Source organism: Paenibacillus solisilvae (assembly GCF_042656405.1).
Lineage (GTDB): Bacteria > Bacillota > Bacilli > Paenibacillales > Paenibacillaceae > Paenibacillus_Z > Paenibacillus_Z solisilvae.
In genome coordinates this window covers 35714-58575 of the sequence record NZ_JBHSOW010000137.1, presented here as the reverse complement: position 1 = coordinate 58575, position 22862 = coordinate 35714, and the positions used below count along the sequence as shown (strand labels likewise).

General features: G+C 46.2%; 19 protein-coding genes and 3 pseudogenes. 18 read left to right on the top strand and 4 right to left on the bottom strand.

Features of this window, described 5'->3' with window-relative positions; all coding sequences use genetic code 11:
* Positions 1-10: 10 nt before the first annotated feature.
* From ACFPYJ_RS32840 to ACFPYJ_RS32790, 11 genes and pseudogenes are all read left to right on the top strand, one after another.
* A complete protein-coding gene (locus ACFPYJ_RS32840; protein ID WP_379192757.1) occupies positions 11-1501 on the top strand; it encodes a CehA/McbA family metallohydrolase in 1491 nt (496 codons plus the stop codon).
* Positions 1502-1512: 11 nt separating this feature from the next.
* Positions 1513-2376: a DMT family transporter gene (locus tag ACFPYJ_RS32835; protein ID WP_379192755.1), complete on the top strand. Its 864-nt coding sequence runs from the start codon at positions 1513-1515 to the stop codon at positions 2374-2376.
* 130 nt (positions 2377-2506) lie between these two features.
* Positions 2507-3601, top strand: coding sequence for a Gfo/Idh/MocA family protein (locus tag ACFPYJ_RS32830; protein ID WP_379192753.1), 1095 nt, complete (start codon positions 2507-2509; stop codon positions 3599-3601).
* A 13-nt stretch (positions 3602-3614) separates the two neighbouring features.
* The gene (locus ACFPYJ_RS32825; protein WP_379192751.1) at positions 3615-4427 is read left to right on the top strand and encodes a sugar phosphate isomerase/epimerase family protein; all 813 of its coding nucleotides are present in this window, start codon (positions 3615-3617) and stop codon (positions 4425-4427) included.
* 14 nt (positions 4428-4441) lie between these two features.
* On the top strand, positions 4442-6577 hold the full coding sequence (gene bglX, locus ACFPYJ_RS32820; protein ID WP_379192749.1) for a beta-glucosidase BglX: 2136 nt from the start codon (positions 4442-4444) through the stop codon (positions 6575-6577).
* 131 nt (positions 6578-6708) lie between these two features.
* Positions 6709-7674 (top strand): ABC transporter permease, encoded by a 966-nt coding sequence (locus ACFPYJ_RS32815; RefSeq protein ID WP_379192747.1) that lies wholly within the window; start codon positions 6709-6711, stop codon positions 7672-7674.
* 22 nt (positions 7675-7696) lie between these two features.
* The gene (locus ACFPYJ_RS32810; protein ID WP_379192745.1) at positions 7697-8644 is read left to right on the top strand and encodes a carbohydrate ABC transporter permease; all 948 of its coding nucleotides are present in this window, start codon (positions 7697-7699) and stop codon (positions 8642-8644) included.
* A gap of 45 nt (positions 8645-8689) precedes the next feature.
* Positions 8690-10642, top strand: coding sequence for a type 2 periplasmic-binding domain-containing protein (locus tag ACFPYJ_RS32805; protein ID WP_379192743.1), 1953 nt, complete (start codon positions 8690-8692; stop codon positions 10640-10642).
* A 368-nt stretch (positions 10643-11010) separates the two neighbouring features.
* Positions 11011-11178, top strand: a pseudogene (locus tag ACFPYJ_RS32800) (ATP-binding cassette domain-containing protein); the annotation flags it as partial.
* A pseudogene (locus ACFPYJ_RS32795) lies at positions 11173-11561 on the top strand (saccharopine dehydrogenase); the annotation flags it as partial. The pseudogenes ACFPYJ_RS32800 and ACFPYJ_RS32795, both read left to right, overlap by 6 nt.
* A gap of 85 nt (positions 11562-11646) precedes the next feature.
* The gene (locus tag ACFPYJ_RS32790; protein ID WP_379192741.1) at positions 11647-12432 is read left to right on the top strand and encodes a DeoR/GlpR family DNA-binding transcription regulator; all 786 of its coding nucleotides are present in this window, start codon (positions 11647-11649) and stop codon (positions 12430-12432) included.
* A 105-nt stretch (positions 12433-12537) separates the two neighbouring features.
* Here the strand turns inward: ACFPYJ_RS32790 and ACFPYJ_RS32785 are convergent, their stop codons facing one another.
* Positions 12538-13023: a hypothetical protein gene (locus tag ACFPYJ_RS32785; protein WP_379192739.1), complete on the bottom strand. Its 486-nt coding sequence runs from the start codon at positions 13021-13023 to the stop codon at positions 12538-12540.
* Between the two features lie 76 nt (positions 13024-13099).
* Between ACFPYJ_RS32785 and ACFPYJ_RS32780 the strand changes: the two genes are divergently transcribed.
* Together ACFPYJ_RS32780 and ACFPYJ_RS32775 are read left to right on the top strand one after the other, a co-directional pair.
* The gene (locus tag ACFPYJ_RS32780) at positions 13100-13480 is read left to right on the top strand and encodes a DUF423 domain-containing protein (protein WP_379192737.1); all 381 of its coding nucleotides are present in this window, start codon (positions 13100-13102) and stop codon (positions 13478-13480) included.
* A gap of 163 nt (positions 13481-13643) precedes the next feature.
* The gene (locus ACFPYJ_RS32775) at positions 13644-15581 is read left to right on the top strand and encodes a putative bifunctional diguanylate cyclase/phosphodiesterase (RefSeq protein ID WP_379192735.1); all 1938 of its coding nucleotides are present in this window, start codon (positions 13644-13646) and stop codon (positions 15579-15581) included.
* Between the two features lie 48 nt (positions 15582-15629).
* On the opposite strand, the gene ACFPYJ_RS32770 is transcribed toward ACFPYJ_RS32775, so the two are convergent.
* Positions 15630-16178 carry a hypothetical protein gene (locus ACFPYJ_RS32770; RefSeq protein WP_379192733.1) on the bottom strand — a complete coding sequence of 183 codons (549 nt, stop codon included), beginning with the start codon at positions 16176-16178 and terminating at the stop codon, positions 15630-15632.
* A gap of 203 nt (positions 16179-16381) precedes the next feature.
* On the opposite strand from ACFPYJ_RS32770, the pseudogene ACFPYJ_RS32765 reads away from it, so the two are divergent.
* Positions 16382-16513: pseudogene (locus ACFPYJ_RS32765) on the top strand (YunC family protein); the annotation flags it as partial.
* Positions 16514-17010: 497 nt separating this feature from the next.
* Entirely contained in the window at positions 17011-17253 is a 243-nt protein-coding gene (locus ACFPYJ_RS32760) for a hypothetical protein (RefSeq protein ID WP_379192731.1), read from the top strand.
* A gap of 254 nt (positions 17254-17507) precedes the next feature.
* On the opposite strand, the gene ACFPYJ_RS32755 is transcribed toward ACFPYJ_RS32760, so the two are convergent.
* Both ACFPYJ_RS32755 and ACFPYJ_RS32750 read right to left on the bottom strand, forming a co-directional pair.
* Positions 17508-17693 carry a hypothetical protein gene (locus ACFPYJ_RS32755; RefSeq protein ID WP_379192729.1) on the bottom strand — a complete coding sequence of 62 codons (186 nt, stop codon included), beginning with the start codon at positions 17691-17693 and terminating at the stop codon, positions 17508-17510.
* A 1052-nt stretch (positions 17694-18745) separates the two neighbouring features.
* Positions 18746-19963, bottom strand: a complete 1218-nt coding sequence (locus ACFPYJ_RS32750) for an ROK family transcriptional regulator (protein ID WP_379192727.1) — start codon at positions 19961-19963, stop codon at positions 18746-18748.
* 245 nt (positions 19964-20208) lie between these two features.
* Between ACFPYJ_RS32750 and ACFPYJ_RS32745 the strand changes: the two genes are divergently transcribed.
* The 3 genes from ACFPYJ_RS32745 (at position 20209) to ACFPYJ_RS32735 (ending at position 22858) form a co-directional block, all read left to right on the top strand.
* The gene (locus tag ACFPYJ_RS32745) at positions 20209-20994 is read left to right on the top strand and encodes a sugar phosphate isomerase/epimerase family protein (protein ID WP_379192725.1); all 786 of its coding nucleotides are present in this window, start codon (positions 20209-20211) and stop codon (positions 20992-20994) included.
* A 66-nt stretch (positions 20995-21060) separates the two neighbouring features.
* Positions 21061-22047: a Gfo/Idh/MocA family protein gene (locus ACFPYJ_RS32740; protein ID WP_379192723.1), complete on the top strand. Its 987-nt coding sequence runs from the start codon at positions 21061-21063 to the stop codon at positions 22045-22047.
* A 70-nt stretch (positions 22048-22117) separates the two neighbouring features.
* Entirely contained in the window at positions 22118-22858 is a 741-nt protein-coding gene (locus ACFPYJ_RS32735) for an isochorismatase family protein (protein WP_379192721.1), read from the top strand.
* The last annotated feature ends 4 nt before the right edge of the window (positions 22859-22862 follow it).

Here is a 22862-nt window from a genome sequence, read left to right as displayed (position 1 = left end):
GTGCATGGAGTTGAAGGACAATAGTCAAAATGAAAGCGCACCCAGAACGTTAATTTCATTTCGCATCGACCAGCCGGCGGATTGGCTGGTCGTCCATTTTCATTATGAGCGGGCGCATACGTGGAGAACCTTGAATCTGCTGGATCCAGCAGGAAGGATCCGCTTGTCGCATCTGGACTGCTATAACAGCAGAACGGTGATCGTTCACCGGAGTCCGGTCTATTCCAGTTATCTAACCGTTCCAGGGAGCATTCCCGCCGGCGAATGGAAAATTGAGTTTGCCGATCAATCCGATCCGGCAGAGGAAGTCTTCAAGTTTGAATGGGAGGCTGGAAGCGGTGATTTGCCATCGGGTATTGAAACCGCTGCCAGTGATCGGCAATGCTGGACCGGCAGCACCGGTGACCAGGCACACTACGGGCTTCATCAGTACGACTGGCAGGCGGTCAGAGAGGAAGCGGCCAGGTGGTACAAAGGCGATTTTCATACCCATACGGTTCTCTCGGACGGGAAAATGACGCCGGAGCGCAATATGGAACAAGCGGAAATCATGGGACTGGATTTCTTCGTCGCTACGGATCACAACCTGTTATCCACTTCATGGCCGGCCGGGAAGGTGCTGGTTATTCCAGGGATTGAGTTTACTTCCGAATACGGTCACTGGAACGCGCTTGGACTGAAGCAGTGGATTGATTGGAGATATCGTGCACCGGATGGGGGAATCGGCACCCAGGAAGGTATGAACCGGGTGATGGAAGAAGCAAGGCGGCATGGAGCGCTGCGCTCCATTAATCATCCGATGCTGACTCCATGGGCTTGGATGTATGAGCTAACGCCGCTTGCGATGCTCGATGCCTTGGAAATCTGGAATGATCCGACGTATCATTCCAACCCTGCTGCAACGGAAAAGGCGCTGGCGCTGTGGAGCACATTATGGAATGAAGGTTACCGCGTGACCGGCATCGGCGGCTCTGACTCCCATATGCTTCCAACAGAAAGCTATGGGGACAATAATCCGCCTTCTTTAATTGGCGATCCAGCGACCTATGTGCATGCGGAACGTTTATCCGCTGCCGCGATATTGGAGGGCGTACGCGCAGGCCGGGTATATGTTTCGCGCGGGCCCGTGCTGGATCTTGCAGTCACAGTAGACGATAAAGCCTATCCGCTGGGCAGCGATTTGACTGAACCGGTGCAGCGTTCAAAGGAAGGTCGCGTTCACTGCAGATTGACTGTTTCGAATGCTTCGGAAGGCAGCCTTCATGTGATTGAGAACGGCAAAGAAATCGAAGCCTACGCGATATCGGATACAGCGCAGACGTTCGAAATTGCAATGGATTGGAAAGAGGCGCAATACGTGTGGAGGAGAATTGAGCTTCGTTCCATGAACGGTGAGCTTCTCGCCTTCACCAATCCCGTATCGTATGGCTCGAAGGAGCAGGAGATTACAACCTGGAAGCAGCTGCTGGACAGAGCTTCATTTGAAGTTCCGGTCAATTAAGCCGTTATTCCATGGATGCAGATCATTCTTTCCTGATATCGGTGCTGCTCGTTATCGGTTCCGGCTTGTTGAACGCGATATGCGGCTTTTTTACTAAAAAAAGTATGCATAAAGGTGTTTTTCTCGGTTCCATGATCTTCATTGCATCGATCCTATTATCGCCGCACCTGTTTATGGAGCTTGCTTCCGCTGTGCTCCCCGCAGAAGGTTATGCCCTTCTGGCGCTTTCGATGCTGATTCAATTTTGCAATGGATATTTATTATCCAGAGCGTATATGTTCGGCGATTTATCCCAGGTTTATCCGATTATGAGGGGAACGGGAGTTATATTCATTCCAATCATCGGCGTGCTGTTTTTGGATGAATCTCTCCAGATGTGGGGATGGGTCGGGGTTGCGAGTATTGCAGGCGGCATCTTTATGCTAAGCGGCTGGAGCGCCCGTGCCCGCGATCATTTGGCAATACGTCCCGTTCTCTTTGCTTTCATGGTTGGCTTGTGCATTACGTGCTACACCGTGGTCGATAAAATGGCACTGCACTACATTTCACCCGTATCGCTTTTGCAAATCGGCAATTTTGGTTTTGTGCTGGCTTTTCTCAGGCCGTTATCCAGCTGGAAGCAGGTGCGCGAGGAATGGTCTGTAAACTGGAAATTCATTCTGCTCGCATCGTTTTTTTCACCGGCTTCTTATCTGCTGTTCTTGATTGCCATGGACATGGCTCCGGTATCCCACCTTGCTCCGATCCGAGAGATCGGAACCGTGTTTGCGGCACTGCTTGGAATTTGGCTGTTGAAGGAAAGACAGGGCTGGAAGCGAATCGCGACAGCGGCCGTCATCGCGGCTGGAATTGTAATCATCGGCATCAGCGGATGATTGCTGAAGCTTCGGTGAGAAGAAACGATGCGGATACGGAGCATTCTTCCTTCGGGTTATGGTTCGCGCGCATGCTCTCTGAGTGAAAGGTCACGTTCAGTATTATAAATGAAAAATAAGAGGTGTATATATGAGATTTTATATAGTTGGAGCCGGTGTAATCGGCAGAACCCATGCCGAAGCGATTCAAAAGCTTCAAGGCGCGGAAGGATTTGAAGTTAAGGTTGCGGATCCGAATCCCCAGGCATTAGCCGGTTTCGCTGAACGTTTCCCTGAGGCGGTCACGCATTCCGACGCAAAAGCAATGCTTGCCGAAGCGGCAAAGGAAGATGATATCGTTATCATCGGAACGCCTCCTTTTACCCATTTCGAATTATCGCGGCTTGCTTTGGAGTCCGGGCGCCATGCATTATGCGAGAAGCCGCTTGTGATGAACCGCGGGGAAGCGGAGGAACTGCTTAAAATTGCTGAAGCCAATAACCGCCTGCTGGGATGCTGCAGCGTTCGTTTTCTAGGCCTTCCTAAAATGGAGGAAGTCAAGAAGCTGCTGGCTTCCGGCGTGCTGGGCGACATTTATAAAGTGACTTTTGTATACCGCGGTCAACGTGGGCGTCCGGGCGTTGAGTATCAACCGGAGAGCAAATGGTTCCTGGATCGCTCCAAGGCTGGCGGAGGTATCGTCATGGACTGGGGCCCGTACGATTTCTCTGTCCTCAACAATCTATTGATGCCGGCGGCAATTGAAGTAGCCGCGGCGTGGACAAGCAAGCCGCAAACGCAAGTCGATCCTGCAGATACGGTATATGACGTCGAAGGCCATGTCGGAGCGATGCTGAAGTATCAATTGAACGATGGCAAGCCTGTATGGGTTCAATATGAGCGGGCTCACTGTACGCATGGAGAAGCTTATCATTATGTTGAGATCGAGGGTACGCTGGGGGCTGTGAAATGGTCGCCGTATTTTGAATCGGACCAGATCGTTTACACATCCGATAAGAACGGGGAAATTGAGGCAAAAGAGAGCGAAGCGGTCAATCAAAGCAAGTTCGGCGTGATGGACCATCCGGTTTATTTCTTTTACCGCAAAGTAAAAGGCATGGATTCACAGGCAGTTGTCAATGATCAGGCTGTTTTTAATTTTCTGTGCCTGCAGGCGATTTACGACTGCGCAGAAACCGGCGAGCCGCAGTATATGCAGAGCAAGCAGCGGAATCTGATCGTATAGGAGAGAGGACGGTATGATCATGAACATTAAAGGCTTTTCCACAGGGATGTACGGTTGGCATGAAAGATATGGAATGGACGGCAAGGAGCCGACCTGGGAAGAGATATTCCGCGACTGCGCCGAGTCCGGCGTCGATGCGGTTGAAATCGACCCTACCCCCGAACTTGCAGCTGCAGCTAAAGCATGCGGTTTAACGATTTCCGGCACTTATGTGGGTCTGGCGCTGCATGAACCTTTTGAAGCGCTTGACATTGAGGCGTCTGTTTTGCCGGCAGCCAGGAGACTGGCGGAAGCCGGGGGGTCGGATTTGGTCATTAATGCGGATCCCAAAGGCGGCTGGGGAATTGCGGAGCTCAAAACGGAAGAGGAGTTCAAACGGCAGGGCGATAACCTGTCCCGTATTGAAGCTGCCGTCAGGCCGCTCGGATTAAAGGTGAGCCTGCATAATCATGCAGCGGACAAGCATAACGCAGAAGGAGATCTGCGTTCCGTTATTGATTACTCAAGTCCGGAAGTAGGACTTTGTATCGATATGGGCTGGGCGCATGTCGCCGGATGCGATCCGATCGAGTGGATACGGAGATATCCGGAGCGGGTAGCTGCCTTTCATCTCAGAAATCAAATGGGCGCGATTCCAACGGAGGATCTGCTGGAAGGGGAAATCGATATGCGCCTGTTGATGGAAGAACTCGCTGCAATCGGTTACCAGGGCTGGCTTGCATTTGAACTGTGGCATCGCGATGACAATCATCCCGAGCGTACCATGGTGGAGGATGTCCGGAGATCGGCCGAGTATTTGAAGCAGTGCATCAAGGAGCTTGCATAGAAAGGCGGCTGGACATGAACGTGAAGAACTCGCCCCGGCATTTTCACAAAAATCCGGAAACGGAAAAGAAAATCGATTCCCTGCTGTCGCAAATGACGCTGAGTGAAAAAATCGGGCAAATGACCCAGCTTGGGACATTCGCGGATCAAGACAGACAGATGATACAAGAGGGGCGGATTGGTTCCCTGCTTGGCGTCATAGGGGCAGATCATGTAAATGAGCTTCAACGTATCGCCGTAGAGGAATCCCGCCTTGGGATTCCCCTTCTGATTGCCAATGATGTGATACATGGTTACCGGACGATCTTCCCCATTCCGCTGGCCGAAGCATGCAGCTGGAACCTGACTTTAATGGAGGAGACTGCGGCGATTGCTGCGCGGGAGGCTTCAGCGGAAGGAATAAACTGGATACTTGCCCCCGTGGTGGATATTGCCCGCGATCCAAGGTGGGGAAGAATCGCCGAAGGGGCCGGAGAAGATACATGCTTAGGCTCCGAAATCGCAAGCGCCAGGGTGAAGGGGATTCAGCGCAACGATTGGGATGACCGCCCGCATATGATGGCATGCCCGAAGCATTTTGCCGGATATGGGCTTGCGGAGGCCGGGAGAGATTACAATACGGTGGACGTGTCCGAAACCAGATTAAGGGAGGTTTACTTCCCTCCCTTTCAAGCGGCTCTGGAAGCGGGCGCGGGAACGATTATGGCTGCCTTTAACGAGTTGAACGGCATACCGTGTTCGGGCAGCCGATGGCTGCTCACAGATGTGCTGCAGCAGGAATGGGGATTTGAAGGCTGCACCCTCAGCGACTGGGAATCCATTGATGAACTCGTTCAGCACGGTAATGCTGAATCGAGAGAGGCTGCGGCGCGGTTAGCGGTTGAAGCAGGCATGCATATGGATATGCAAGCGCTCATTTATCAGGAGCATCTAGCGGAGTTGATCCGCAGGGGGATCGTTTCAGAAGCGGCAATTGACGATGCGGTACGCCGGATGCGGGTGAAGTTTCAATTAGGCCTGTTCGAGCAACCTTACACGGATAACAGGCTTGCAAGCTCGATAATCCTTCACTCCGATCATGTGCGTACGGCGCGGGAAATAGCAAGGCAATCCATCGTTCTGCTAAAGAATGAAGACGACGTGCTGCCCTTACAGGAAACGGTCCATAAGCTGGCTGTCATTGGGCCGCTTGCGGATAACCATGAAGCTCTGCTCGGGTGCTGGAGCGGGCAGGGGAGAAACGAAGAGGTTGTTTCAATTATCCAGGGGATCCGCTCTTTGGCCGGCCGGCATACTAAAATTATGCATGCCAAAGGCTGCGGCGTGATCGAAGGCAGCGATGAGGAGATCGCTGAAGCTGTACAAATTACGCTGCAGTGTGAAGCAGCCGTTGTGGTTTTGGGCGAAACAGCGAATATGAGCGGGGAGAACAACAGCCGTGCTTCAGTGGATTTGCCTGCAAGTCAGCTTGACTTGTTAAAGGCGGTCTATGAAACAGGCGTTCCTGTCGTGCTGGTATTGGTTAACGGCAGGCCTTTATCGGTTCAATGGGCCGAGGATCATGTTCCTGCCATACTGGAAACATGGCAATTAGGTATACAAGCAGGCACGGCCATCGCCGATATCCTGTTTGGCCGCTATAACCCAAGCGGCAAGCTGGCAGTAACCTTTCCGAGGAATACGGGGCAAATTCCTATTTATTATAATGCCAAGAAAACCGGCAGGCCGCAGATGAAACGGTATGCGGACTCGGAGCATACACCGCTTTATCCGTTCGGTTACGGTCTCAGTTACACTTGTTTTGAATATAACGATCTGCGATTGAGCAGTTCCGTTATCGGCATGACCGAAACGCTGACCGTGTCCGTAAACGTTCGCAATTCCGGACAGCGGGACGGGGAAGAAATCGTACAGCTTTATCTTTGCGACGAAGCAGCGAGTATTACGAGACCAGTTAAAGAGCTCAAGGGGTTCCAGAAAATCCTTCTTCAGGCCGGTGAGAGCCGGAACGTATCATTCGAACTGTCGGCTAAGCAGCTAGGTTTTATTAACGGAAACAATGAGTTTGTGGTGGAACCCGGCATGTTTACCGTATGGGTCGGACCCCATAGTGCCGAAGGCTTGAAGGACAAGTTTGAGGTGAAGGGGTAAAGTCCCCGTATCGCTTCAGTTTTAAATAAATGCCAATCGACGAATCGCCGAAATCATTCTTTTGAAAGCGATATCAATGAATCCTTAAAATTCGATACGCTAATGCTTACCTGAAAATGGGAGGATTTCAAATGGCAATATTCAAGAGCACCATGCAAAACGCTACCCTGAATCCCAAAAAAAGAAAAAGTTATAAGGCTCAGAATATTCATGTGTTATATCTGTTTTTGGTCCCTGCCATCGTGCTTACCTTTATCTTTTCGTATTTGCCGATGTTTTCCAACTACATTGCTTTCTTGGACTATGATTTTAATAAAGGCTGGTTTGGCTTTGGCAGTAAATTTGTCGGCTTCGACAATTTCGCGAAATTTTTAGCCGATCCTAAATTTTATACACTGGTGGGGCGGACGCTTCTCTACAGCGTTACCATGATGGTCGCAACTTTTCCGGCTCCGCTTATATTGGCGCTGATGCTCAATGAATTGAGAGGCGAGCGTTTCAAACGAGTCGTGCAGACTACGTCATATATCCCGCATTTTGTATCATGGGTAACCGTTGCAGGGTTGTTTTACATGTTTTTGACGGTTGATGCCACCGGTATTATCAACAATATCCGTCAATTGATTGACCCGGGTGCAGAACGTATTTCTTATATGCAGGACGCGAAAAATTTTCTTCCCGTTCTTGTCATTTCGGAAGTCTGGAAAGAAACGGGATGGGGAACGATCCTGTATCTCGCAGCGCTGACCGGCATTGACCCGCAGCAATACGAAGCGGCGCAGGTGGATGGAGCAAGCCGAATACAGCGATTGATGTATATTACACTGCCGGGACTAATTCCTACGATGTGCATCCTTCTTATATTCTCTTTAAGCGGGCTGCTCGCAACCAATTTTGACCAAGTGTTTAACCTGCAAAATAAGATGATTCGTCTGGATACGGACACGATCGGCGTGTATACCTATTATCAAGGATTAGTAAGCGGACAGTATTCTTATTCCGCAGCAGTCGGTCTCTTTCAAGGCGTGATCTCCTTTATTCTGATTATGCTTACAAACGCCACTACGAAGCGCCTTAGTAATGTAGGCATCATATAAGGGAAGGGAGGTTACTTCAGATATGAAAGCAATCATAAGCAGAGTTCACAGCGGGAATAAAATCAAACGGACGTCAGGTGAACGGGTATTCGATGCGGTTAACGTGTTCATCATGATCATTTGGGCTGTTTCTGCCATTTATCCATTTTGGTATATATTGGTCATGTCTTTTAACACAGGAGCGGATGCGGCAGCCGGTCCGATCTGGTTCTTCCCCCGCGTGTTTACACTTGAGAACTATGCCTTTGTTTTTCAATATGACAGGCTGCACTCAGCGTTTATCGTGACATCGCTTCGCTGCATCGTTGGGCCTGTAATCTCTGTATTTGTGACCATGCTGGCGGCGTTCGCGCTGTCCAAGCGATTTTTGCCGGGACGCAAAACAGTGCTCTTTTTCTTTATGCTGCCGATGTTTATCGGGGGTACGATCATTTCGAATTACGTGGTTATCGCAAAACTCGGCCTGCTTAACAACTTTTTAGTATACGTGCTCCCGGGTGCTTTCGGATTTTTCAGTATGATCATCATGCGTACGCATATCGAGGATCTGCCACCCGAATTGCAAGAATCCGCTACGATTGATGGCGCAGGATATGTGCGTATATTTCTACAGATTATACTGCCGCTCTGTATGCCGATCATTGCCGCATTTTCGTTTTTCGCCGTAGTGGGCAATTGGCTGGATTATTACACCAACTTGATTTATGTAACAAACCGGAGTCTAAGCACCTTACAGTATGTGCTGTATGAAATTATCAATCGCGCAGAAGCCAATACGCTGATCGATTATACGAAGACATCAGGTGCCGCACAGCGCAGACTCATGTCGATGGCGAACAACACCGTTCCAACGCCTGAAGTGATCAAGATGACGGTCATGGTCGTAGTAACTTTTCCATTACTCTTTGTGTATCCTTTTTTCCAGAAATATTTCGTAAAAGGTATGTTAACTGGAGCAGTAAAGGCATAAAGCCTCTGCAAGTATAGGTAATGAAAAAGGGGAGGAATTTTGTTTATGAAACATAAGGTAATGGCACTCATGCTCGCTGTTTTTCTATCGGTATCTCTTATTGGCTGCAGCAATGACAATGAAGAAACAAGCAAATCGGGAAATTCAAAACCAAATGAAACGCAAGGAGCAGCGGAAACCGCAGGTGCATCAACCTCTGGCGATCCTAGCCAATTTAAAGAAATCCATTTGGAGGTATTGAGCCAATTACCGACAAACCCGCGTAAGCCGGTAGAGGACCGCTTAACTCCGATTTGGCGCGAAAAAACCAAAGTCATCCCTGACTTCGTAGAAATTCCGGCGGGTACGGACTATAAAAGCTGGCTGCAGATGCAAATCCTAGCCAATACAGTGCCGGCCGTTATTGCTAATCAAAATGGTATTGCTGATGATCCGGATAATATGGCTATGCTAAAAAAAGCGGGCATGGTGCGTGAAATTACGCTGGATGAAATGAAAAAAAATATGCCGCTTACCGCTGAACGACTGGCTGATTTAGGCGTTACAATGGAACAATGGTATAAAGCAAGCGTGGATCCGGGCGATGGCAAACTGTGGGCGATTCCTTCGCTGCCAAGTCCGCTTCTCAAAGAAGAATACCGCAAGTCGCCATACGGGAATTCCAGCCTCGGAAACGGCGGTTATGGCGTTTGGATGCGTGACGATATTTTGAAGAAAATCTATCCGAATGCAATGAGCGCAGCCGAGCTGAAAAAATTGGCAGTTGCAAACAAAGGCAAACTATCACTGGAGCAGGTGCTGGATATTCCAATCAAAAATCTGGATGATCTGTACGGCTATCTGAAAAAAGTACAAGACCTCAAACTAACAGAGAACGGTCACCCCATAACACCGGGTCACCTTCAATTAGAGAATTCCAGAGCCGCGCTATATTGGTCGTTGTTCTCCGCAACTGGATTGAGTTTGAGCCAGGCCTATCCGCTTATAATCAAGGAATCCCAAAATATGTATGTGGACTATGAGCTCACTCCCGAGTGGAAAAACTACATTTCGTTCATGAACAAAGGCTTTAAACAAGGTCTGTTCGGTCAAGAGTTCTATATTCAGAAGAATGAACAGCGCGATGCGAAAATCATTAACGGTGAATATGCTGTCGTTAATATGTGGGCTCCAATTGCAGCAAACCAAGAGAAAGCCCGCAAAGAAGGCAAAACCTATGATTGGAGATTCTACCCGATCTTTGCTAATGAAATAAACCCTGATTTTCAAGATGCTGCTAATCAATACTTTCCGTTAACAACAAAATGGAATTCGAAAGCCATTAATCCTAAAAAAGTGTCTGATGATATGATTCCTCAAATTCTACACTGGATTGATTGGAACAATTCGATGGAAGCGGCAGAACTGCGTGCTTGGGGTACACCTGACATGTATACAGGCGAAGGAATGAACCGCCGATACAAGCCGGAGTTCAAAAAGGTTGAAGAATATAAGCTGGTCGGCAAACAAGATGAAACCGGCGACGGCTGGTACTACGGTATCCAAGGTCAAGACGGGACAATGACGAACCCTGAAGTATACGGTTTTGCTATGGCGGGTGAAATGGGTTATGTGTACAGCCCGTCCGTTGTATATCCATTTAGCGAGAGCAACTATGATCAAAGTACAATCGTCAATACAGCATGGCAGCAGCACAACCTGAAAAATACGACGTTGTATGCGGAGCTGCCGGTTGATGAAGCGACGCTTAAAGCGAAAGCCGATTATGAAGCTGTATCCAATGAATTAAATAACAACCTCATCTCGCCGCACAATGATGAGCTCGATAACCTTATCGTTAAGGCGATTACAGGTCCGGTAGATAAGTTTGACAGCAACTTTAAAGATTATACGGATGTGTTGGCCAGCAGCGACATTGCTGAGGGCATAACCAAAGAAAAGGAAGCTTGGATGAAGTATTACAAGCTGCGTGCCACTTTCTTGAAGAAGTTGAATTAAGGCTTTAAATCCCGATGAAATAGACAAGCCCCTGCGAGAAGGAATCCATTCCTTCCTGCAGGGGCTTGTTTACTTGATCGTTGAGGCAATTCGCTGGATCTTGATCGAATTCGACTTTTCTTCAACTCCCAAACACAACTAAAAACAACAAAAAATATAATTAAAACAATTTATTAATATGCATTTAATATTTTGAATACAAAACTCTCTTATATTTAGTCTATCGAAGCTTGAATATTCCGAGCCAACCATTAAAAGGCCTTCCAGACTTTAAAGACACGAACAGTCCGGAGCATTGGGTAGGCATCGATGCTTGGGAAACAGCTATCGTCGTTAATAAAACTGAGCTTGAAAAGAAACAACTTCCAATCCCTCAATCTTCTTATCTGTCACTGCAGCGTATTTATAAGAAATTTGATGATTTTCAGGCTCTAAATGACATTAACCTTAACATTCAAAAAGGCGAATTTATATGTTTGTTAGGACCCAGCGGATGCGGCAAGACCACACTGCTGCGAATTATTGCAGGCTTGGAAGTAAGGGGGACCTGGCCGGATAAGAATATGCAGCTGGTCCGCGCCCTCTACGATTTTGGCTTCATGCGCAATGAATCGATCCAAGTAGGCGATACTCAAATTGGTATCATGGATTGCACTTCCCAATACTTATATCATTCCTCAGAGGGTCGGCAGACTGAGCTGTACGGTTATGCCCTTCATGTCGAAGTTACGGGCCGGGGGCAGGATGGCCGTCAGGTTAGCATTACAGTCACACATACGCATCCGGCATCGGACGAATCCGTGGAAGGCTGGGAGCATCTGGAGTAACGATTCCGGAGCATGCATTTGAGCCTGAAGATATCTTTAGGGAGCTTGCGAAAAGGCAGATTCATATTCAGGAAAAGAGAGAATTTTGCTAGATACGAGTCTTACAATCAATGCCTGCAGCTCTTATAATAGAATTAACCAGTGAGTTAAATCGCGTTCGACAGGAGGTCCGTACAGATGTCGCTGATCGGAGAGGAACGGAAGGATTATATCCTAAATACACTCAATCTCGAGGGGAAAATTAGGACAAGCGATTTGGTGGACCACTTGAAAGTTTCTTCGGAGACCATCCGTCGTTACATGGAAGAATTAGAGGAGCAGAATAAGCTCAAACGCGTCTATGGCGGTGCGGTCAAAATCAATTTAACCCGTGAGGAACCGTCTCATTTCAAGCGTGAAGTCATTCATGCGGATGAGAAGAGAAAAATCGGCCGAGCGGCGGCTTCACTGGTGGAAGATAATGATGTGATCTTTATCGACGATGGATCGACGACGCAGCAGCTGATTCATTATTTGCACAACAAGAAGAATATTACGGTGCTGACCATCTCTGCGCCAGTGATGTATCTGCTTGTGGATTATCAGAACAAAGGGCTTTTCTCCGGAGATATTTATTTTATCGGCGGGAAGGTTAATGCCAAGCACTCCAGGGTGAGCGGCTCGCTGGCCGAGAAAATGGTCGAGCATTTCTTTGCGGATAAAGCATTTCTCTCGATTGACGGGATCATGCTTGAGAAAGGCATATCGACCTTTGACGCGGAGAGAGGCCAGCTGGTGAGACAGATGATGAGTCACGCCAAGCAAAGCATCATCATGTCGGATCACTCTAAGATCGGCTCGGTTCAATTCTATAAAATATCCGATGTGAAAGATGTCGACATCATTGTGAGCGACGTGCAAGCGCCTGTGGAGTGGAACATCTATCTGGAAGAGAAAGATGTCAGCTGGATACATGCACTCTGACGCACGGCGGTTGATAAATAATAAAGAAGCCTGCTTAGGCCAAAGCAGGCTTCTTTATTGGAGGAACAGGAATGATCAAATGAACGCCTCACCGGAGTAAAATCATCATTGTCCGCCCAATAAAATTCCCGTCAGGAACAAACCGATAACACCGACAGGGAGCAGGACATTGAGTACGATTCCGAGGATGGAGAAAACTTTACGCTTATTTCTGCTGCATACGCCTACAATACCTAGAATCAGCCCGATGATGCTTATTCCCGCTGAGGCTATCATCATTAGCGCGCCAAGAACGAGTGGAACATAAGTTGAGAAGTCATTCTTTTCAATGCTATCTTGAATTTCACGCTGAAGGCTGTTGCTGTTACTGAAATTCTGGTCCATAATAAACGTTGATACGATGATGATGCCTATGACAAATAGTATAATGCTGATTAAACCGATGATAAAGGAAGCAATTCCGAGCTTAGATTGAGTTACTCTCTGTTCCTCCACATATGGCGAGAATGGGGGATAGCCGCTGGGCTGCGGATTGAAACTTTCTTCGTAATTGCTGCCTGCTTGCTTATTCTCGTTTTCATTTTCGCTCATCATCTGGTCTCCTTTACTTGCGTAACTACCGTACATTTTAACCGATTTGTCAGTCATTGGAAAGGATGGTGAAGAAATGTTTAGAAAATATGGTGCTTTTGGAGCCATACATGCACTTTTAGCGGTTACACTTGGCGCATTCGCAGCACACGGACTGAAGGATCGGCTTACCGCGGATATGCTGGAAGTATTTGAAACCGGCGTCCGCTACCATATGTACCATGGAATCGGGCTTCTGTTAATCGCGCTGGCTGCTGACCGGATTGGGGAAAGCAAAGGAATTCGCTGGGCGGGACGATTGATGCATATAGGTATTTTCCTGTTCTCAGGCAGTCTCTACGCATTAAGTATGCTGGATTCCAAATGGCTGGGTATCATCACGCCGTTCGGCGGCGTTGCGTTTATTATTGCATGGGCGCTGGCGGCTAATGCAATTTGGAAGTCCAAAAATCATTAGGAGCTGTATATAGGGTGACTGGATCTCCGGAGGCATCGTTGACTTCGGGGGCACCGGTCACTTTTTGCTTGGATGAAAGTTTGAAAGTATATCCATCTGGCTGAACAATGGGTTATAATAATTCCTGTTGAGAGATTATACCATATAGAAAGGAAGATGCTGCGTGTCTGCAACTACGAAGCTGTCTCCGAGGCAACCAGAGCAACCACATCATGTAAGCGGTATCATCTCAAGGGTGGTAGCAATTGGATTAAGCATATTAGCGGTCGCCTGGGCAGCTAGCGGACATTGGTGGCTTTCAACCCCACAATACTGGCAGAGTACACCTATACTGGTGCTGGCCGCATTGGTTTATGTTTTTTGTTTTCATTACCCGATCGTCCAGAGAACAAATTCGTTTGCGCAGGATAATTTACATACACTGATCGTGCAATCCTTATTGAAATATAGTCCTGTGGCACTGGCTGTCATTGATTCGGAAGGCAAGTTTCTAGAGCTCAATGAGTCCTCCAGCCAACTGCTTGGCTACGAGCGCCATGAATTGCTCGGCAAATCTTTTTTGCATTTATTTGATGCGGAGAACCACCAGGACGTGCTGCGAAGCTTCAAAAGCATGTTGAATGGGGTCACGCAGGCTATGTCTATTCGAGTCCTGCACCGCGTCGGTTACTCCTTCGAGATCAATGTCACTACAGCGCCGCTCATTCATGGGAATGAGAGTATAGGTGCGATTATCATCAGCTATGATGTCAGTGATCGCAATCGGAATGCGGAGCGGATCCGCTATATGGCTTATTATGACGACATGACGGGGTTGCCCAATCGGCGGACATTTATGCTTCAGCTTACAGACAGCTTAATAAGTGCAGGAGACGATGACAGTTCGATAGCCATTCTTTATTTGGATGTGGATCGCTTCAAGCTGATCAATGCCTCGTTTGGACGTGAATTCGGTGATATGCTGCTGATGCAGGTGGCGGAGAGATTAACCCGCAATCTGGATGAGCAGGATGTAGTGGCCCGAATGGAGGGGGACGAGTTCGCGATTATGTTCCGCAACGCAGGTGAGGAAGCTCAAATGCTTGCGAAGGCTAAGGAATTGTTGCATTCCCTTGATGAGCCCTTCGAGCTGCAGGGCTTTCCTTTGCATGTAACAGCGAGCATTGGCATAGCGTGGAATAGGTTGGATAAAGACGATGCCGGCATTTTAGTCAAGAAGGCGGATATGGCGCTCGCTAAAGTAAAGGAAAGCGGCAAAAACAACTGCCTGCTTTATTCCGAGGAATGGGACAATAGCTCATTGGAGAGGCTCAAACTGCAGCATGACCTGAAGCAGGCTGTTCAAAAAGGAGAGTTTATCCTTCACTACCAGCCTCAATATGATTTGAGCAGCGGCAGCATTGTCGGAGTAGAAGCGCTGGTTCGATGGCAGCATCCGGTGAGGGGACTTGTTCCGCCAAGCCATTTCATCCCGTTAGCGGAGGAGAGCGGAATGATTGTTCAGATCGGGGATTGGGTGCTGGAGGAGGCATGCCGGCAAAATAAAGCTTGGCAGGATGAAGAACTGCCTTTCATTCCGGTCTCCGTTAATCTGTCGATCAGACAATTCCTGCAGCAGAATTTAACGGAAAAGGTTGCGCATATTCTGGCCAGAACAGGTCTCGAAGCACGCTATCTCGACTTAGAAATTACAGAGAGCATGACGATGGATGTGAATCATGCGTCAATCTGTTTATTGGAGCTAACCAAGCTTGGACTTAATATTAGCATCGATGATTTCGGTACTGGCTACAGCTCCTTCCATTATCTCAAGAAGCTGCCAATTGGCAGACTCAAAATCGACCGGTCTTTTGTCCGGGATATTGAGCAGGATCCAGGAGATGCAGCAATCGTGGCAGCGATCATATCGATGGCTCACAATCTTAACCTTCAGGTTATTGCTGAAGGGGTGGAGAACGAAGCGCAAATGCATTTTTTGCAGAAGCATCAATGTGATGAAATGCAGGGTTTTATCTGGAGCGCACCCGTGGAGGGCAGCCGTATTGCCGAAATGCTGAAAAGTGTTGCCGCCGTTGAATATAAGAAACAGGAGCTCTCTTAGTAGGAGGCTCCTTTTTCTTATATTCATAAAGGAATCATTGTAAAATGCTTACACGACAAAGTCATCGATTTCGTTCAAGGTAAAGCTGTATACCTGTTTTTCATCGACGTGATAGACGGTCAGCATTTGCGTGTGCAGATCAAAATTAATGATCCGGCAAGGGATATTTAATTTGACGCCAAAGCCTTTGTTGATCATGAGGCGGATTAATCGATTATCGGCTATGCAGGCTTGAATCCGTTCGTTGACGAAGGTTAACTCAGCTGCTGAATCGGCTGTTTTCTTCTGCGTCTGATGGCTCTCTGCCGGTGCACTGCTTGAGACGGCCGGACCTGACTGTGAAGGAGCCGATGGTAAGCTGGCTTGTTTAGGCGCTGCTGGCTGCTTAGCTTCTAATTCTTCTATAAGGCGGCCGAGCTCCATGCCGGATTTAATCCGGTAATCTGCAAAGCCGCATTGGTTAAGCAGATGGAGCAGGCGCTCCATCGCAAGTGCGTTTGATTCACCGTGTACCAGCAAGTCTACATTAAACAAAAAAGTAGATTGTCCAAGGGAGATGCTATCGTTTTTCATCGTGTCTATTTTGAATGCCTCCATCGCTAGCTTGAGTACCTTTACTATACCATCAACCGGCAGATTAATGGAATTGTGTAAAGCAATTTTCGCAGTGAAAGTTGAAAGAAAGAGTAGAATTTGTCCATGACATCAATCCAACACCGTACATGAATAAACAGCATATAGTGAAGAAGCAATCTGATGCTCTACATTGGCTTTGGAATGACGGGAGGAGGTGGTTATCGATGATGCGTATGGTTCCCATAACTTTAGACGGGGGAGAAACCGTACTTGGCGTGGAGGTGAAATTACCTAAAACCACTCTAATCGCCGTAACGACTAATAAAGGCTACATTATGTGCGGAGCTTTGGCCATATCACATTTTTATGACCTATAAAAAATCCTTGTATATCACCCTATCCCATACGGGACAAGCTTTCATCACGTTTTCAATTTACTGAATATTTCTGAGTGTTACTATCTAAAACTATATAATGACTGTATTTTGTGACCGCAAATGTGACTCTTTTGACCAAAGAGGAGCTAATCTGTGATTCAATAATCCTTCGAGAAGTATGATCTTGATCTTCTTATCCCACTGGCACTGTTTTCTTTTAATGTTGATTTAATCAAAAAAAAAGACCGCCGAACGAACTCGGATGGTCGAATACTATTTATGAAGCAGACATTGACATCAATACTAGTTATCCTTGGGTGAACGGTTCGACTAATAATACATTTGTTCTGATGTAGAAGATGCAACAATGTGGGCTACAATTCCGTGGACTGGTGAAATTCAGAAAAGATCATTGCACACAGATGATATTAATGGTGCAAAAAAATATTTATTAATAGAAAGGAGAGTGAGAGTTCATGAAAAAGGTATTGATAACGACGGCAGTTGCGTTTGCCCTGGGAGTAGGGGTATATAATTTCCTTCCTACGTATACAACTATACATCAATCAGGCACCATCCCACTAAGCGATAAAAGGCAATTAATTAATGATGCGGCTGTCATTGTTAAAGGGACTGTCAAAGAAAGTTCCGATACAACTTCTTGTCTTTTATCGATATATGTTTTTGTCATCCGACATTATAACCCAGAAACCACATGATTTGTTTATGTATAAAATCCAACTTTTGCAAACATGTGTTCATAACATTGTTCCATAACGCAGCGCCGTGCCTCCCAGACTGCTTACAAGGTTACATTTAATACAAATCAAGACGAACTGTTTATGAAATCCGAAAAATCCGAGTTCGGTTAATGCGTATCGTATAGGAGCAGACCAGCAGCATACTGGCCATCACCACCATCAGGGGCGTTTGAGCAAAAAATTTCCGACTAGAAATTCGTCGTATTGCCTTACTATGACGAGGCATTCATATGCAGAAAAAACAGCAAGACGGCAGCCCCGATGATTTTACTCGGTATAAGGCCGACGATTTGCACGCTGTATTCCACCAATGTTTCTTGAGGGTAAAGTTTATGTAATGTAATGGCTACGTAAACAATGAGATAACCGGCGATCGAACGATTAGCCGAGTCATCCACATATCGCGGCCCGCCACTCGTTCCGAGATGCTCGGAACGAGTAGAACCCCTGTCGAGATAGTGGTCGGGAACATCAAGAAGACCATTTGAAACGCGGTACTTTTCACTCCTTTTGTGATTATTCTGGTTGATAGATGAGTTCCTAGTACCCGTAGGCACTGCCTTTCTTCAAATTGAAATCCGTAAAATCATGTCATTAAACATAACATTAATTTTGATACTTTTGTATTTTTAGTGATTGGTAAGCTCATAAAATCATTTTCTCTATTTTTTTAGCAGAATTTCGTAAGATCATAATATTTATGTTAGATATATTGACATGAAAAACGGAGCCATCTATAATGTGACTAAACCGCATCTCTATATTCCGCAATAGGACCAGGAATCCGTCCTGAATGCTGGCAGCTCGGAATAATCAACGGGTACCAGAATGTAACATTCCGTCCCCTTTCAGTGCCTAACAAACGAATACTGCATAAACACAACAAGACCGTCCGCAACAGCGGCGGTCTTGCCAATATGGAAGCAGTCTGGTTTCAGCCAGGCCATCACATTTCCTGCAATCAATCCCACTCGCCTGCAGACCCAAAAAGAGAAGCAGATGAGAAATTATATGGAATTTACGAGGCTCTTTCGTCTGTGAGGTTGGTAGAATCCTATGAGCTCCATGACGATGAGGAATATAAGATATATTGAAGAAATTGATAAAAAATTTATCGAGCTTATTTGATCCAAGTTAAATATACTCATCGAGACTTTCTTTTTTTATTTTGAAAGGAGACAAGCATGCCATCTTCCATAAAGATCAAAGGGCCATTGTTTGTATCCCCAAGCCTTATTCGTTGGGAGTACGGTACTGGTTGCAGAGCTATTTCCCTTATTACCGTTGATAGCATCCATCAATAACTGAAAACTGCGAAGTAGTAAGCACAAAAGAGGTCAACCATTAAATACTGGCTAACCTCATAATACGAAACAGTCTGAAGCGAGGTTTATAACCCTCGCCTCATCTTTGATGTCTCCCATCAAGTCGAAAGCTTTAATTACTTGATTTAACTTGTTCCCACTCCATTATTATTGAAAAAGGTCATGGACATATTTTTATCCAGAGCAAAATTAGCGGCCCCCAATGCGCCACCGATATCTTTAAACGAAGAGGTTTTGACTTTGGTGGCTGCGGAAAGGGAGCTCATTGCTCTTTGCTTCATGATTTTCGTGGCAGTCTCCACAAAGAGCCGGCTTGAATTAGGGATCGCTCCTCCCAGAATAATGGCTTCGGGATTAAATAGATTCACAAGGTTGGCCATGGCGATACCCAAATAAGCGGCCGCTTGATTCACTACTTTGATGGCAAGCGCATCTCCTTGATCAGCGACAGCACAAATATCATAAGTTTTAAGAAGCTGCATATCGAGACTGGGGTCGGAATAAATGACTGACTTTTCGCCTGAACGCAGGAGTCTGCGGAATTCTTGTTCTATAACGGGTCCTGAACATAAAGCTTGCAGGCAGCCTTGATTGCCGCATGGACATAACGGACCTTCCGGTTCTATAGTAAAATGTCCAATTTCCCCAGCTCCCCCTAACGATCCGGATAATAACTGCCGGTCAATATAAAGTCCGGCGGCTACACCTGTACCCACACCAATATATGCAAGATTACTGAAGCTCTGACCGGATCCGTATCGGCATTCGGTGAGCCCTCTGGCACGATAGCGGTTGAGCACCACTGTGGGCCAACCAATTTCCTCTCTCATGATCTTTTCCACATCGATATGATACCAATTCAACTGTGCGGCACTCGTAATAATTGAATGACTCTCACTGACAAGTCCAGGTACGCCTATACCTAGAAGCGGAATCGGATCCCTGTCCAATGTTTTGATAAAGTCTTTAATTTCACCGGATAAAACTTTGAATGTCATTTCCGGAGAAGAAGCATTCACAGGAATTGTGATGGTTTTGATGACATTGCCTAGTAAATCGAATGCTCCGATGGTCCATAAATTATGATCAAAATCAACCCCGATAATGATGTTCGAGTACGGAACCAATTCCAAAGAAGTGGCGGGCCTGCCGCCTGTGGTCTGTCGATTGTCGGTTTCGTACACAAGATTGTATTCCATTAATTCAGCAATAGATGTTGAGATAGTTGCTCGGCTCAATCCGGTGATCCGGGTGAGTTCGATACGTGACATACTGCCTTTCATCCTTAACGTTTGCAATATGCTAGTTTTGCTTCCTTTTTGATCTCGAATTTCATTGTTCATCATTTAGGCACCTTACATTTACATAGTAGTAAGAACGTATATTATAGAATTGTAAAATAACAAATTAAGTATAAAACAATTTGTATAAAAACTCAATGAAAACATTTTAAAAGTAACAAAAAAGTGTCCTAGTTAAAGGAACTAAATTATATGGATTTTTTGTTAATTAGAATCTTGACATAAGAGAGGGTGTGACTTAATATGAAAATTGTAATTGTTAAGAGAATATATGAGGAGGAAGAGGAATGGTCAATATTGAATTTTCTGTATTTACTAAGCCTTGGAAAGATTTATCTGTATGGGCGTTGGGCAAATTTGTCAGCGAGTTAGGGTTCGACGGTATTGAACTTCCATTAAGAGACGGATACCAGCTTGAACCGCAAAATGCCAGTAAGTTACCTCAATTAGTGAAACAATTTGAGGAACACGGTTTAAAAATCTTTAGTGTGGCCAGCGGCACGGATGAGAAAATATTTGCCGGATGCGCGGAGGCGGGCATTCCGTTAATTCGCATTATGCCGGAAATTACATTAGAAGAGGGTTATATGGCATCTGAAAAGAGAGAGCGGGCCCATCTGGAGTCGTTATTGCCGTTATGCGAAAAATACGGAGTTAAAATTGGAGTTCAACAGCATTATGGAAATAATATAGTAGATTCCATAGGAATGCTTCATTTAATGGAAGAAATGGATCCGAAATATATAGGAGCTATTTGGGACTCTGCACATGATGCGCTTGCCGGACAACAGCCTGAATTTGGGCTTGATATTGTTTGGTCTCATTTGTGTATGGTGAATTTTAAAAACGCCTATTACAAGCGGGTTAATGGTCCGGAAGCGTTAACCGCAGAATGGAAGCGTTATTTTACATCAGGAAGGCAGGGGTTGGCACTTTGGACCCGGGCGGCAGAGTACTTAAAAAAGAGAAGTTATGGCGGGGTCATATGTTTGACGGCGGAGTATACGGATGAACCTGAGGTAAATCGTTTGATTAAAGAAGATATCACCTATGCCAAATCATTATTTAATTAATGTTGGGATGATCTGTCTATGAAATTAATAGTGAGCCTGTAATTTTTATTCTAAGGAGGTAAGAGGATGGGCGCAGTTGGAAAGTTTAAAGTGGTTATGATTGGTGCGGGAAGTAGGGCCAATGCAGTCATTTATCCATCGTTTGCTGCTTTGGAAGATGTTGAAATAGCGGCGATCTGTGATATTGACCATGAACGCCTCAATATTACGGCTGATAAATACGGAATCGAGAAACGTTACGGCAATTCTGTAACAGATTATCAAAGGATGATCGAAGAAGTAAATCCTGACGCCGTAATCGCTATAGGACAACCTCATACGATGTATGATATTTGGATGTGGTGTTTGAACCGAGGATTGAATCTCTACATTGAAAAACCTTTGGGCCTTACTTTACATCAAGCACGGTCTCTTACATATACAGCTGAACAGAACCATTGTATCACTCAGGTGAGTTTCCAGCGCCGCATTACCCCTATGGTAGTGAAATTAAGAGAAGAATGCCTAAAACGCGGACCCATTGTTCATGCTGTGTGCAGATTTTACAAGTCAAACATTGAGCCATTTCTGGGGGCGCGGGATCACATGATGGACGATACCGTTCATTCGATCGATACTTTGCGCTGGATTTGCGGGGGAGAAGTCGAGAAAATAGAAAGTCATACAAAGCGTGTGCAGACACCGGATATTAACTTTATTTCTGCGACCCTGCATTTTGACAATGGCTCCACCGGCTATTTAATCAACAGCTGGTCGAGCGGACGTAGAATCTTTGATGTGGAAATTCATGCGCCTAATATTTGTGTGGAGGCGGAGCATGAGGGCAAGGGTTATCTTTATGCGGATGGGGATACCAAAGGAATCGAATATGATACGAGGGAACTTTCGGGAAGCGACGACGATTATGTTTTTACAGGCGTGAGGGAAAAATGCCGGGAATTCGTGAATTGCTGCCAAGCAGGCAAACAGCCTGATTCAAATTTCACCGATGCCTTGAAAACGATGGAAGTTGCGGAGATCATTCTGGCACAAGCTCTGTTAGCCGGACATTAATTTAATTCGAGTAAAATTCATAGACATTTAAGAGGTGTTCAGTGTGAGATGTGTGGCGGAAGGTCAAAAGTTGCAATTGCAGCTGAAGAGGCAAACATTAAAACAAGATGTGAATGGTTACGAGGTATGGGAAAAGATCATCGACAACGAATGTTGGTTACCCAGTGAAACGGCTTTGATATTGTGTGATGTATGGAATGAGCATTGGTCTCGAGGGGCTAATGAGCGGCTTGCCCTTATGCTTCCACGTATAAACTATACGATAAAAATCGCAAGGGAAATGGGTGTGCAAGTTATCCATTCTCCATCGGACACGATGGACTTCTATGAAGGGACTTCCGCACGGCAGAGAATGATAGACGCGCCTGCCGTGAGGCTGCCGGAATCATTAGAACACATCGATCCGCCTCTGCCTGTAAATGCCTCCGACGGTGGATCCGATACCGGAGAAAAATCGCCGTACAATGCTTGGGACAGGCAACATGCTGCTATTGAGATCGACCAGCAACGTGATGGAATATCGGATGACGGTGTTGAGATATACCATTTTGTTCAGCAGAAGGGCATTAATAATTTGCTGATTATGGGTGTTCATACCAATATGTGTATTCTTAACAGATCGTTTGGGATTAAACAGATGGTCAGATTGGGGATGAATGTGGCATTGGTTAGGGATTTAACGGATGCCATGTATAACCCCGCAATGCCACCTTATGTAAGCCATGATGAAGGGACCCGACTAGTGATTGAGTATATTGAAAAGTTTTGGTGTCCCACGGTTTTAAGTGACGATATTATTTCGAGTAATTAGAGAG